General features: G+C 61.0%; 11 protein-coding genes. 6 read left to right on the top strand and 5 right to left on the bottom strand.

The window, feature by feature from the left end; translation table 11 throughout:
• Nucleotides 1–401: 401 nt before the first annotated feature.
• Nucleotides 402–563 carry a hypothetical protein gene (locus O6X71_RS20645; protein ID WP_353467535.1) on the bottom strand — a complete coding sequence of 54 codons (162 nt, stop codon included), beginning with the start codon at nucleotides 561–563 and terminating at the stop codon, nucleotides 402–404.
• Nucleotides 564–566: 3 nt separating this feature from the next.
• Here O6X71_RS20645 and O6X71_RS20640 point away from each other — a divergent pair, with 3 nt between their 5' ends.
• Complete coding sequence (locus O6X71_RS20640) at nucleotides 567–1148, top strand: NUDIX hydrolase (RefSeq protein ID WP_353467534.1); 582 nt, start codon at nucleotides 567–569, stop codon at nucleotides 1146–1148.
• 126 nt (nucleotides 1149–1274) lie between these two features.
• On the opposite strand, the gene O6X71_RS20635 is transcribed toward O6X71_RS20640, so the two are convergent.
• Complete coding sequence (locus O6X71_RS20635; RefSeq protein ID WP_353467533.1) at nucleotides 1275–1532, bottom strand: PepSY domain-containing protein; 258 nt, start codon at nucleotides 1530–1532, stop codon at nucleotides 1275–1277.
• 224 nt (nucleotides 1533–1756) lie between these two features.
• On the opposite strand from O6X71_RS20635, the gene O6X71_RS20630 reads away from it, so the two are divergent.
• From O6X71_RS20630 to O6X71_RS20615, 4 genes are all read left to right on the top strand, one after another.
• The gene (locus O6X71_RS20630; RefSeq protein ID WP_353467532.1) at nucleotides 1757–2497 is read left to right on the top strand and encodes an ABC transporter ATP-binding protein; all 741 of its coding nucleotides are present in this window, start codon (nucleotides 1757–1759) and stop codon (nucleotides 2495–2497) included.
• Nucleotides 2494–3933 (top strand): ABC transporter permease, encoded by a 1440-nt coding sequence (locus O6X71_RS20625; protein WP_353467531.1) that lies wholly within the window; start codon nucleotides 2494–2496, stop codon nucleotides 3931–3933. Before O6X71_RS20630 ends, O6X71_RS20625 begins: the two co-directional genes overlap by 4 nt.
• Nucleotides 3930–5225 carry an ABC transporter permease gene (locus tag O6X71_RS20620; RefSeq protein ID WP_353467530.1) on the top strand — a complete coding sequence of 432 codons (1296 nt, stop codon included), beginning with the start codon at nucleotides 3930–3932 and terminating at the stop codon, nucleotides 5223–5225. The genes O6X71_RS20625 and O6X71_RS20620 overlap by 4 nt, the downstream gene beginning before the upstream one ends.
• 119 nt (nucleotides 5226–5344) lie before the next feature.
• Nucleotides 5345–7957, top strand: coding sequence for a TonB-dependent receptor plug domain-containing protein (locus O6X71_RS20615; RefSeq protein ID WP_353467529.1), 2613 nt, complete (start codon nucleotides 5345–5347; stop codon nucleotides 7955–7957).
• A 701-nt stretch (nucleotides 7958–8658) separates the two neighbouring features.
• Here the strand turns inward: O6X71_RS20615 and O6X71_RS20610 are convergent.
• Nucleotides 8659–8943: an SDR family oxidoreductase gene (locus O6X71_RS20610; RefSeq protein ID WP_353467528.1), complete on the bottom strand. Its 285-nt coding sequence runs from the start codon at nucleotides 8941–8943 to the stop codon at nucleotides 8659–8661.
• On the opposite strand from O6X71_RS20610, the gene O6X71_RS20605 reads away from it, so the two are divergent.
• Entirely contained in the window at nucleotides 8926–9249 is a 324-nt protein-coding gene (locus tag O6X71_RS20605) for a dienelactone hydrolase family protein (RefSeq protein WP_353467527.1), read from the top strand. The genes O6X71_RS20610 and O6X71_RS20605 overlap by 18 nt on opposite strands.
• 67 nt (nucleotides 9250–9316) lie before the next feature.
• Here O6X71_RS20605 and O6X71_RS20600 read toward each other — a convergent pair whose 3' ends face one another.
• Nucleotides 9317–10576: an ROK family transcriptional regulator gene (locus O6X71_RS20600; RefSeq protein WP_353467526.1), complete on the bottom strand. Its 1260-nt coding sequence runs from the start codon at nucleotides 10574–10576 to the stop codon at nucleotides 9317–9319.
• 136 nt (nucleotides 10577–10712) lie between these two features.
• Complete coding sequence (locus O6X71_RS20595) at nucleotides 10713–13655, bottom strand: TonB-dependent receptor (RefSeq protein ID WP_353467525.1); 2943 nt, start codon at nucleotides 13653–13655, stop codon at nucleotides 10713–10715.
• Between the last annotated feature and the right edge of the window lie 127 nt (nucleotides 13656–13782).

The raw sequence follows: 13782 nt of genomic DNA, 5'->3' as shown, positions 1-13782 counted from the left end.
CCTCAGCCACTAACACCGCCCTCATCCCGTGCATCCAAGGCGCGGCACCAGCCAACGGCGAGTTTCCGCACAGTCTGGATCCTTTTCGGGAAAAGCTGAGCCCCGCAATGTCGGCTAATGCCACCTGCCTTCCCGAAAGCTGCCGTTCTGCTCCCCGCCGTTCAGCGGCCGGATGTGCGGAAAACCCGGTCGTAATTATAGTTGTGCGACAAACAGGTGATTTCGGACGGTAGCCTCTTGATCGTCGCAAAACGCCGTCGCCAACCAACATGTGTTTTCCGTCAGGGCATAGCGGAAATTAGGCGATCAAAAGCGGCTAGGCCGGCCTCGCCCGTGGTCAGTCGTTCCGATCTGCCTTCGACGTCTCGCTAGCCAACATTCGCTCACAGTATTATCGGTGGCTATAGCAGACGATGCTGCATCACAGCGCCATATTCTGGGATCGCTTGGGCAACGACATGCCCTGTCACCTCTATGGTGTAGCGCCAAACCTCCCCATCGGGATCGGAAAGGGCAAGCCGGAGCATCTTGTCGAAACGACCCTCGCCGATCTGCTCGTTCATGCTATGCGCGACGTCGTCCAAATTCGATGCGTGCGATCGAAACAGCCGAGCATGGCTCTCCGGCAAAAGCATATCTTCAAGACCGGTAGCCGTTTCGATTGCGCGGTTCCTCATGGCCACGTTAGATGGTGCCCACCGCATTGCCATCGATTAGGTAGTGACATCATTTTGCAGTCCGCCGCTATACCATATCGCAACAGCCGCCTGAATGGCATCGAGGTTTTGCTAGTCACTTCTCGAAAGCGATCTCGATGGGTATTGCCCAAGGGTAAGGTAAAGCAGGGAATGCCAGCGCACCGATCTGCCGCTCGTGAGGCGTTTGAGGAAGCCGGCGTTACAGGCACAATTAGCGCCTTACTTGTTGGGACCTACCATCAATTGAAAACTCAAGACGACGGCCAGGCCAAGATGGTAGCGGTTCAGGCGTTTCCGATGCTGGTTCGTCAGGAAAACAAAAGCTGGCCGGAAATGCACCAGCGACAGCGATGCTGGATGCCCATCAACACAGCGATTGGAGCTGTAAGAAATAGCGAGCTTCGTGCGGTGCTGGTGGTGTTTGCTCAAGGACTAACCAACGTCACCTAGGTTTTTAGCGATCGCCATCTACTAGTAAAACGCGAACCGGCTTAAACTAGCGGTCTTTTCGTAGTAGAATTATGACACGAAGGCGCCACGTCCAACGTGGGCGTAACGCGCGTCGTGTCCGCACGACTAGGAATGATCACGCTCCATCTTTGTGATGGCACCTGAATGCGGATCGACGTGAAACTCGTAGTTTGCCTTGGCTTTGCGGGCTTCGCCTTCCCAATGGCCATCGTCGGCTTCCAGCTTCGTGACCCGATAACCTCGCTTGGAAAGCATGGCCTTCACCTTAGCGCTGCTGATCCAGTTCTTGCCTGGCATATCTGCAAAGGCGGGGGAACCAAGTGCCGCGGTTACAACCGCAGCGATAAGAATCTTCTTGTACATAATCAACTCCTTATGCGCTGAGTTCAAGCGCATAACATCTGACGGTCGTTCCGACTGACATTGGAAAAATGCCGACCTCTTTGGACGCAGCCATGATCATCGTTCCTCGCCAGCGAGGAGCCGCGTCTCGCGCGCTACTTGCTCCCTGTCTCGACATGGAATGTTGCAACACAGCAACAACGCCGTATGATACGCTATATCATGTCGCTTGCAGATTGAGGCCTATGCCCGGTAACAACGGTAACCCTATCGCTATCCACGAACTGGCGCTTGCCTACGGCAACCATCGCGTTCTCGACGGTCTTTCGCTTACCGTTCCTGCCAGCAGCATCACGGCGTTGCTGGGCGGCAACGGAGCGGGCAAGTCGACCACTTTGTCCGCTCTGCTTGGCTTTGTGCGCGCGGATGCGGGGCAGATTGCAGTCTGCGGCATCGACCCAGGAGCTGATGCTGACGCGGCACGCCGCCGCATTGCCTATCTCCCCGAGAACGTCGCGCTGTACGAGCATCTGAGCGCGGTTGAGAATGCCGATTACATGTTGGCACTCGCTGATCAACGTCAGGACCGGGGAACGATCACCGCTGCGCTGGCTGCTGCCGGATTGCAGGACCGTGCGTGGGACCAACGGCTGGGCGGCTTCTCCAAGGGTATGCGGCAGAAGGTCGCGATTGCCGTGGCGTTGCTGCGCGAAGTGCCGGTGCTGCTGCTCGACGAGCCGACCTCTGGTCTCGACCCGCGCGCAACCGCCGACTTCAACGCGCTGCTCCTGAAAGTGCGCGACCGCGGCACCGCAGTGCTTATGGTAACGCACGACCTCTTATCTGCCGCCGATGTCGCCGACCGCATCGCCTTCCTTGAACAGGGCCGGATCGTCGAGGATGTCACGGCCACCGGGGCCGAACGGTTCGACATTCGCGCCCTGCACGCGCGGTTCCAGATTGGCGTAGGGACCCGTGCGGCATGAGCGCGATCCACCTGATCGCGCGCGACGAACTCCGGTTGATGGCACGCAACCGCGTCGCGGTGATCGCGCTTGTTCTCCTCGTCCTGCTGACTCTGTCGGCTGTACTCAGTTCATGGTCGCACCAGCGGGCCATTGCCGAGTTGCGCGCGCGGCATCAGCAGGTGGCCGCTGCGGCGTTCAAGGCTCAACCCGATCGCCACCCGCACCGCATGGTCCATTACGGCACCTTCATCTATCGGCCGCTGGGTGCGTTGGCCGCGTTCGATCCCGGTGTCGATGCCTTCACGGGCAACAGCATGTTTCTCGAAGGCCACCGCCAGAACAGTGCCAATTTTGGCGATGTGCGGCAAAGCTCGCTGCTGGTACGTTTTGGGCAACTCACCCCCGCCTTCGTCCTCCAGGTAGTCGCCCCATTACTGCTGATCTTCCTAGGCTTCGGCGTGCTGGCGCGCGAGACCGAACGAGGAACACTGCGATTACTGATGCTGCAGGGTGTCTCGCGCGGACAGCTGGTACGCGGCAAGCTTGCCGCGCTCGGGATCGTGGCCGTGATCGTCGGATTGCCGGCGATGGTAGGTTTTGTCGCCGTCGTCGCGCAACCCGGCACGCTGGCGTTGCCAATGGCGGCCATCGGACTTGGCTATGCGCTGTATCTTGCCCTGTGGGTCGTCCTGATCCTGCTAGCGTCGGGCTTTGCTCGGCGCGGGCGCGATGCCCTCCTTGCACTGCTGGCAATATGGACGGTCGCGGTCGTGCTGCTGCCGCGCATCGCCCCCGACATCGCGGGGGCTGCGGTGCCGCTCCAGAACCGTCTTCAGACCGATGTCGCCATCGCGCGAGACCTGCGCCAGCTGGGTGACAGTCACAATCCCGACGATCCGCATCTGGCAGCCTTCAAGCAGTCGGTCCTGCAACGCTACGGCGTAACCCGGGTCGAGGATCTGCCGGTGAACTACAAGGGATTGCTGGCGATGGAGGGGGAGCGGCTGACGTCCGGTCTGTTCGATCGCTATGCAGGTGCCAGCTTCGCGGCACAGACCGCTCAGAACCGGTTGGTCGACGCGATCGGTGTCCTGAGCCCAACGATCGCGATCCGCGCGCTGTCGATGGCTGCGGCGGACACCGACTTTGCCGGACACCGTCGCTTCCTCGAACAGGCGGAAACGTATCGCTACGCCCTTGTGCAGCGTCTTAACCGGATGGAGGCAAAGAATGTCAGCTACGCCGACGATATAGCCGAGGATGCGGGTGCCGATCGCCGCAAGCGGATTGCCGCGGACAATTGGCAACATATGCCCGATTTCGCCTTCGTTGCGCCAAGTGCCGCAGCGCTTGCGGCGGCGGCGCTGCCCGGGATCAGTATTCTGGGACTGTGGTTGGCAGTCGCCACCCTGCTGCTCACGCGGGTGACTCGCCGTCTGGGAGCCCGTCAATGACCCTGTGGATGCATGAACTGCGCCTGCTGCTCCGTGCGCGGTTAAGCGTCGTGGCACTGATCCTGATGGCCATACTCACCGCTGCTGCGGTCACCGCAGGCATGGTGGAAATCTCCCGGCAGCGTACCGCGATCGCTGCAATCCCGGCCGCACAATCCGAAGATATCACGGCCGTTGCCAACTATGTCGACCGGACCAAGGACGCAGGCAGTGCGGGCTATTACAGCTTCCACCCAACCTGGGACGCACCGTCCCCGTTGGCCTTCGCCGCACTCGGGATGCGCGACGTCTCACCCTACATCCTGCGCGTCCGCGCCTTGGGGCTGGAGGCGCAGATCTATGACGGCGACGTCTTCAATCCTGAACTTGCTCTGCCAGGCCGGTTCGATTTCGCGTTCGTCCTTGTCTTCCTCGCGCCGCTGTTCGTGGTGGCGCTGTTCCATGATCTGACGTCCGGAGAACGCGAGGCGGGCCGGCTACGGATGCTGGATGCTCTACCGCGGGGCGGCGCAACGCTGTTCCGGCGACGTATGCTGCTGCGTATCGCGCTGTTATGGGTCGCACTTGCCGTACCCTTCACCGTTGCCGCGGTAGCGTCCGGCGTCGGGGGCGCAGCCATTCTCGCGGTCCTCGCCGTGATCCTTGCCTACCTTCTGTTCTGGATGGCGCTCGCCGCACTGGTCGCGAGACTCCGCTGGAGCTCGGTCGCAAACGCCGCAACGCTGGCAGCCTGCTGGCTTGTACTGGTGCTCGTCCTGCCGACACTGGCGCACGTCGCAATCAACCGCGCCGTGCCGATTGGTCAGGGCGCAGAGATCGCGCTGGCCCAGCGTGAGATGGTCAACCGCGCCTGGGACATTCCCCGCGAAACGACGATGCGTCGCTTCTATGCCGGTCATCCCGAATGGGCGGACTCTGCCCCGCTTGGGTCGGCCTTCCATTACAAATGGTATTTCGCCTTCCATCAGGTCGGTGACGAAAGCGTCGCGACCAAGGTCCGTGCCTATCGAAGCGGTTTGGAGCGCCGCGATGCCGCTGCGCGCATGCTTGGGTGGGTGCTGCCCTCGGTGGGGGTGCAGGCTTTGCTGACCCGGCTGGCTGACACCGACGTTCGCGCACAGTTGGGGTATCAGGACCGAGTGCGTGCCTTCCACGCCAGGCTGCGCAATTTCTACTACGGGTATCTGTTTCGCGACCGGCCGTTTGGCAGGGTCGACTTCGGTCGGGCACCGATCTTTACCGCTCAAGTGCATACAGCGGATGGATCAAGAAAAGCCGCTGACCGGCGCTGATACCACCCCTTCACCGCAGTAAACGCTAACCCGGAGCTACCGGACCTTCCGCTCGTCAAAAAAGCGGCCATCGGCAACTCGCCAAACATAATAAGATAACATCACTTCAGGGGATCTACATGCGATCATTCGCGATAGCGCTTGCCGCCACCGCTGCGATGCCGATGCCTGTGTTGGCGCAGGAGGTCGTTCGGGAAGCCGACGCAGTCGAAGACGACGATGAGGCCGGCGAGATCATCGTTACCGGCAGTCGTTTTGGTGGCCGCACGGCAACGCAATCGTCGACGCCGGTAGACGCCATATCGCGCGAGGCGCTGCAACAGAGCGGGCGTGTCGATCTCATCCAGATGCTGAAGGTTCAGGTGCCGAGCTTCAGCGCTCCGCGACCGCTGGCATCAGGTGTCGGCGATTTCATCCAGCCACCGTCCCTGCGCGGACTAGGGGCCGGCGAACTGCTCGTGCTGATCAATGGCAAACGTCGCCACACCACGGCCGACCTCAATTCGAGCAACGGCATCGGTCGCGGCGACGTCGCGGTTGATTTCAACGCCATCCCGACCCTTGCCATGTCGAGGATCGAAGTGCTGCGCGATGGTGCTGCCGCCCAATACGGCTCCGACGCGATCTCAGGGGTCATCAACATGATCCTCGACCGCTCGCTCGGCACCATCGCGCAGGCAGGCTATGTGCAGACCACGAAGGGCGACGGTGACACCTACGAGGCGAGCGCCTCCACCGGCATCCCGCTCGGAGCGAACGGCGTCCTGCGCCTGACCGCAGCTTACCAAGACCGGGACGGCACCAATCGTGCGCGGGCAGATACGCGGCAGCAGTATCTCGGGACGAACGCCGCTGGTCGGCCAGTCGCGCCTTCTGGCAACTATGGCTCCGGTGTTGGACTGACACCATCGAACGGGACGCTTGACCCGCGGGAAGCCGGGTTCGACCGGAACGTATTCCAGCAGGGCGATCAGCCAAACCGAAACTACCAGCTCTTCTACAACCTCGTCGCGCCCCTGCCAGGGGGGACCGAACTTTACAGCTTTGGTGGGTACAATCGCCTCGATGGCGACATCCAGTATTTCTTCCGCCGTCCTGGACAGGACGAGACGGTACGCGCGCTCTACCCGGACGGTTACAGCCCAGGCCTCGACACCAGGCTGGAGAACATTTCCACCGCGATCGGTCTGCGTGGAGACGACCTGGCGGGGTTCGGTTGGGACCTGTCGACCGTCTATGGCGTCAGCACCGTCCGCACGACTTACGTCGACAGCGTCAACGTGTCCTTGGGGGCTGCCTCCCCATCGCGCTTTTACCGTGGCGGGAGCGACTTCTATCAGTGGACCTCGAACCTCGATTTCACGCGAGAGATCCCGGTCGGTGACGATCAGCCGTTCAGGCTGGCTTTCGGCGCCGAGTATCGCGAGGAAGCCTACCGTCTTTTCTCGGGGGCGCCTGATGGCTATCGCAATGGCGGGGTATTGATTCCGGATGGCCCCAACGCCGGTCGTCCGGGGCCGATAGGTTCGCAACCCGGACCAAGCAACGGACCCGATGATCGTGCGTCGATCGCTCGCGACAGCGTCGCGATGTATGGCGAAGTGGAAAAGCAGTTTTTCGGCCGGCTGCTGCTGTCAGGTGCGGCCAGGCACGAACGGTATTCCGACTTCGGCAGTACCACAAATTTCAAGGCTGCCGGGCGGCTCGGTCTGTTCGGCGGACTGGCGTTGCGAGGCTCTTACAACACCGGCTTTCGCGCGCCTGCGCTGGCACAGTCCGGCTATAACGCATCGAATACGCTGATCCTCAACGGCGCCCAGGCGATCGTGCGGGTGGCGGCAGTCAACAATCCTGCAGCGCGGCTAGCGGGCGCGACTGACCTGAAACCTGAACAGTCAAGCAACGTGTCTATCGGTACCGTCTTCGAGGCCGGCGGTTTCACGGCGACGCTCGATGCCTACCGGATTAAGGTGCGCGACCGCATCGCGATCTCATCGACCTTTCAGGACGCCCGCCTGACCAACTATCTGGCCACCAATGGGCAGTCTGGCTTTGCTGCGTTGTCGTTCCTGACCAACGCGGTCGACACGGAAACCAAGGGCATCGATCTAGTCATGAACTACCGACATCGCTTTGGAGATGGAAGCCGGATCACAGCCACGCTTGCCGGCAATTATAACAAGACGACGTTCGACAGGATCGCGGGCACCCCGGTACCGATCGCGGCGCTGGGCATCACTACGCCACTCTTTGACCTAACCCAGCAACTTCGCTTTTCGGACAGCCTACCGCGCGACAAGATCACACTGGATCTGAATTATGCGCGGGGACCGTTTACGTTGTCCGTCACGAACACCCGGTATGGGCGCGTCGCTACGGTAGCGTTGCTTAATCGTACGCCGGCCCAAGTCGCAGCATTGGTTCAGGGCTATGACGTTCGCTTGGTTCCCTCGACGGGTAGTGCGGCGAACTCAGACATCGTCCAGCGCTTTGGTGCCAAAATCCTGACGGATATCGATGTCGGCTGGCAGGCAACCCGTGCGCTTAAGCTGAGCGTGGGAGCGCAGAACGTCTTTGACATCTATCCGGACGAAAATATCGCCTCAACGGTCTCTAGCGTTGCGGTCGGGAGCAATGGCGCCGACAATGCCGGCACCCAGCCTTACAACGCCGTTTCCCCCTTCGGATTTAACGGTAGATCAGCGTTCATACGCGGGAGTTATAGCTTTTAGGACGCCGTGATCGAGGGCGGAATGTTGATCGTAGCGATAGTTGAAAGGGCCCTGCTGCGTCGCTTCCTTCGAAGGCGACGCTGGCTCAGACTGGAGTCTCCCGCCCTTCGCACTGTCTGAACGACGAAGCCAGTTTGAGCCCTCGCAACCTCGCTGGCTTAGGCGAGGCTATCGAGGTGAGCCCGCAGTCCGACCGCCAATGATGCCAGATCGGCATGGTCCTGCTTGGGCAAGCTCGTAACGATGGATGCGAGTGCGGCATCCCGCGTCGCGGGCGATAGCTGCGGGTAGCGCTCGCCTCGGGAAGTGCAAGCAAGGTCGTCACCGTGCCGACTCCGGCAGCATGGATCAGCGCCACCGAGCGCTCTACGGGCATTCGCAACCGGCCCGCTCGCGCGATACGCTCCACCCGCTCGCAATACGTAGATCTGTAGCGTGACCACGGGGAGCCGTGCGGGTTCGTCACCCATGAAGACTGCATCAGCATGGTAATCGCTGAAGTAGGTCCAGACGGTACTTCGCACTAGGGGCGAGTGCGGCAGGCGCTCGCAATCGAGCCCAAGCGTCATGAGGGCGCTCGCTACCCGCTGCCGATCCGCCGCATCGAACGTGCCGGCAGGAGAATGAATCAACATCTTGGGCATGAGATATCTGAGGTCCGGAATGTGGGAGTACCTCGCGACAGCGGCACTCGCAGTGATTCACATCGTCTGTCCGCCGGACACTTTGATGCGCTGGCCGTTGACCCAGCGGTTGTCTGTACCGAGCAAGCTAGCGACCATGGGGCCGATGTCGTCAGGCAGGCCGACGCGGCCGAGCGCCGTCATGCCGGCGAATGCCTGGTTGTAATGGGGGATCTCGCGCACGGCACCGCCCAGGAAGTCGGTCTCGATCGCGCCGGGGGCGACGGTGTTGGCCGTGATGCCGCGGCTGCCGCGGCTGCCGATGGCAGACTTGGCACGTTCGGCGTGTGCCTCAGTGGCCATCTCCCCTATCGGGCGGCACTCGATCCGCGGGTGTCTGCGGCCGCCTGCTTTTACCCCACCGACATCCACTCGGCCACACTCGGAGAAGGTGGGTCGGACGACAGCCTGAAGCGCATGTCGGACTTGAAGGCCGAAACCATGTTCGTTTGGGGGCGGCAGGATCCACCCGTCCCCTTTGCAGGACGGGAGATGATCCGTGCGCGGTTGCAGGACGTCGCTGCGCACTACGAATGGCATGAGGTGAACGCACAGCTTGCGTTCCTGAGAGACGAAGGGCCGCGCTTTGACCCGGCGCTGTTCCTGTAGTCCGTGACGCTGACGTTGGACTTCTACCGCCGCGCCATGTCGGGACGCGACGATCGGGAGCAGGGCGTCAGCTAAGGTTCTTCATGAGTGCAGCGTGCGACGGCAACGTATGGGCTATGAACGGCAAAATGGCCGCACCGATAGCGACGGCGTCCTCGTCATGACTCGCTCGTTGGATCAAAGCCATGTTCGGGACCGCGCTTCCGAGCGCGGCGATGTTACGATTCAGTTCGAGTATGAGGCTGTCCAGCAGACACGACGGCAGTCGCGCGCCGATGAAGATCGCGGTCGGGTTGAGGAGGGCGTTCACCGTCATGATGGGGAGCGTGAGAGTCTTTGCCGCCTCCAGGGACCAAGCGCGGACGACCGGGTTGTGGCGTTCAACGTCTGCGCGAAGTTCCGCCACGCTACCCGCATATCCCGCTTTCTCCAGCCTAAGCCTGAGTTCGGACAGGGACACGCAGTCCTGGACGGTCGGCCCTCCGGGATGGTTGAAGTCCGCCGGAAGGAGGCCAAGTTCACCTGCTCGCCCGTTTCCGCCGCGCACATACTCGTTGTCTACGACGACGGCACCGCCCAGTCCGGCGCTGATCAACACGTAAAAGAAGTCAGTGAACTGCCGTCCATTACCGAACTGCGCTTCTCCGATCGCTGCCGCTGCGGCGTCGTTGTCACGAAGGACGGGTAGACCTAGTCCGTCTTGAAGCAGAAGTGAGACGTTCGTCGTTGCCCATACGCCGTATGCGTCCGGCATCTTCGGCAGCGCGATTGTTCCGATATCGTCAGGTATCGCAAGACCGATACCGATGAAGCGTTCTCGGTCCAGTTTCAATGCGTCAGTCGTCACGGCGTACCACTCCTGAACGAAGTTGACGACCATTTCAGGACTAGGGAAATCGACTTCCTTGACGGATCGCGCGCGAACGCCCCCCGCGAGGTCGAGGATCACGACGGCGACATGATCCCGATCGATGTTTACCCCTAAAGAGAAGCACCCATCGGGATCGATCGCGAGCCGCGAAGCGGGGCTACCTCTGGGGCCTTTGATGCGGGCGGTCTCGTGGATGAGACCCTCGTCGATGAGACGACGGGTGATGTTGGCTATGGTGGGAAACGTGAGGCCGGTCGCCGCGGCGAGTTCGGAACGCGAAACCTCGCCTCCTGCGACACGGATGGCCTGCAGGACCACCCGCTGGTTGAAGTCGCTGACGCGGACAAGATTGCTGCCAGACAGGCCAACGGTCAGCCGAGGCTGCCGGTCGTTGCCACGCATGCCGTCGTCCTTGGACACCGTCGCCACCATCTTGCCGTTACCGCTATCATTCATCCCCTCCATATTGCATCAAATACGGCTGGTGACGCGAACAAAAATATGGCCGCAGCGAAATGTCGCTGCGGCCTGAGTGAACCCCGTGAGTGGCTGGTCAAGGGGAGGAGAACCAGCCTAGGGTATCGCGTGAAGCTCAGTTGCGGATGCGGACGCCAAACGTCACTCGTCGTTCGAAGATGCTCGAGCCATACCAGAAGTTCTTGAACTGGGCGTATTGCTCCTCGTTCTCCTTGGTCAGGTTCGACCCTTGCACGAACATCGTGAACTTCGGTGTCACGTCATAGCTCGCGGACGCGTCCAGATAGCCTGTCGCGCGGTTCCAGACGGCCAGATTGTCATCGGCCGCAGCGACGAACCCACCGAAGCGCTTACTGCGATAGTTGTAGGCCACACGGCCCTGCACTGGGCCCTTCTGATAGAACAGCACTGCGTTGGCCTGATGCTTCGAGTTGTCCGGAACGGGCAGCGACTTGCCGAATAGATCGACGTTGGAACTGCCGCTGTCGGAGTAGGTGTAGTTAAGCTGGCCGCCGAAGCCGCTGAGCACACCAGGCAGCCAATCGAAGACGGTCTGAAAACCGACTTCGACGCCCTTGATGGAGCCACCCTTACCGTTGACCGGTCGCGTGACCGGGCCACCTTCCCGGACGACGCCATCGGCGTCAGGCTGCGCCTCAATCAGGGTGTTCGTCTGCAGGAAGCTCTCAACGTCGAACCAAAAGGCGGCAACAGATAGAAGGCTGCTCTGATTAAAATACCATTCGTATGAGACGTTGTAGTTGGCCGATCGCGGCAGCTCGAGATTGGGGTTACCTGCCGATCCGGAACTGTAGCGCTGTAGGCTTGGATTAAGCGCCACCCCTTGATAGGTCCGCGTTCCATTCACTGCGTACGATGATGCCAGACCACGACCGAACTGGGAAAGGTCGAGCTGTCCTAGCGTCTTGGCGTAAGCGAAGCGCAGATACATGTCCTGGCGCACGTGCAGGCTAAGGTTTGCGTCCGGCAGGAAGTCTTCACTATCATTGTTTGACTTTGACGTCCCGGTCGCGATTGCAACGCCGTTGAACGATTGATCCCCAATAAACTGATTACCCGTTGGGAAGGAGTAAATACCAAGCTTAGTCTTCACGTATCGTACGCCGGCGTTGCCGGTAAAATCGAGTGAACCTACCGATCCATCGAAGTTGGCTTCGGCGTACGCGCTAATCTGGCGTTGGGTAACGCGGTAGCTGTTCTGCGGATCAAGGTATGCTTTCGTGCCCGGGAAAAGCAGTGCGTTGTATGCGTTCACGTCGTTAAGTGCGTTGGGTGAGATAGCTGGGAGGTTGGGAATGCCGCTAATTGGTCCAAAGCCGCCCGCCGACGTTACCAGCCCCGGCAGATCGTTGAACTTGCGAATTGGCACTACGCTGTAACCCAACGTATCGACAACGAGGGGATCCCTGTAGAAGTACAGATGGCCGGCCGGACCGATAGGCGACAGATATCGGAATGCGTTGTTGCCGGCGTCGCGATTGCCGTACCTGCCGCCGATGCGGATGTTTTTGAGCGGACCCAGGTCGGTATCGTATTGCGCGTCCGCGCGGTAGACGTCGAGCGTAGCCTTCTGCTTCGACGCTTGCGACCAAGTGGAGGTCAGGGAGTAGTTGGCTGGGTTCGTCACGTCCGTGAGGAAGTTCACCGAAGGCTCTGATCCGCGGAAGTCCACCGTAGCGCGAACGGCAGCCAAGCCTCCTGGGTTAGCGTAGCTGCAGTTGGCCGGAATCGTGGCTCCCGCGCAGCTGGTCGGAAGCGAACGGGGAACGACGCCGGCTCTAGTCGCCCAGGAGTCGATGTCGGTCTGGGTGGAGCTGTTCCGCGAATCCCCATGCACGTAGCGCAGGGTCGCGCTGAACGGTCCGTCGTTTTTGAAGCGAGCCTCAAGGTTCGTATTGAGCGATCGAGCCTTGTTGTACGCGTTCAGCGTGTGAACCTGAAACCGCGACAGGTTCAGATCGGCGAACTGTACGACGCCGTTGCTATCGATGATCGACGACGGGAGGTAGCTGTCGTTCGAGAAGTTGCCGTGCAGCACAGCCGTGTTGCCCGAATTCCTGTTGCGGAATCGGGTGTAGGCGACGTCGCCGATGAGCTGGATAGAATCCGTGACGTCGTACTGCACCGAAGCGTTCGCCCCGATGCGCTCGCGCTGCGTCTGCCCATTGTCGAACTCGAGAGCGACGGGGTTGTAGAAATAGTCCTTGTCGGCAAGCTTCGTGCTGTTCGTGATGTCGCCGTCCTTGCGGACGTCGAAGCCGGCCTGGGCATCGGTCGTCTTCAGGATGCCGTTGGTCACGCGCGGGTTCTTGTTGCTCAGGATCTCGTGATCATACGAGCCGGCAAGAAGAAACCCGATGCGGCTGCCGTTGTATGCGACCAGGGCAGAAGCGTTCTGGCTCCAGTCCTTGGTGATGTTCCCGTACGTGTCCTGCACCGAGCCCGTCGCCGTCAGCCCCTTATGGAGATCGAAGGGTCGGCGGGTCTTCAGAGCGATGATGCCCGAGTTGCCGCCCGTTAGGTCTGCGGCCGTTGGCGACTTGATGACGTCGACACCGGCGAACAGCGTCGACGGGATGTCCGTCAGGTTAGGCTGCGCCCCGGTGATGTTGGATGCGCCGAGGAACTGCTCGCCGTTCAGCGTCGTCAGGACGTTGGCCAGGCCTCGGATGTTGACTGACGCCCCCTGTCCGGCAGAACGCGTGATCTGCACGCCGGTGACGCGTTGAAGTGAATCAGCAATGGTGACGTCGGGCAGCTTGCCAATGTCTTCGGCGGCAATCGAGTCGACGATTTGCGACGCCTCGCGCTTGACGTTGATAGCCTTCTGCTGCGCTCCACGGACGCCTGTCACGACGATGTCCTGCTCGTTGGCGCCGTCCTGAACTGGTGGCGTTGCAGCATCCGGGGCCGCTGCTGCCGGACCGTCCGACGTGGTCTGCTGCGCCGTCGCGGACTGTGCGCCTAGAAGCGCTACAACGGAGCTAGCCGTGAATAGAACCGATCGGAGTGCTGTGAGTTTACGCATTGCCTTCATCCCCTCATCCTGACCGGGAGGGAACTCGAACGTGCACGGCGCTTCGGCGCAGTGTCATGTTCCCTCCCCCACTCGGCTCTTTCCAAGCCCTCTTGGTCTTGCCTGAAAAGCAGCTTTCAGTTGCGTT

This window comes from Sphingomonas faeni (assembly GCF_040407505.1).
In the GTDB taxonomy this organism is placed as follows: Bacteria; Pseudomonadota; Alphaproteobacteria; order Sphingomonadales; family Sphingomonadaceae; genus Sphingomonas; species Sphingomonas faeni_E.
The sequence above is the reverse complement of the archived record's forward strand: the minus strand, read 5'-3'. Positions and strand labels throughout refer to the sequence as shown.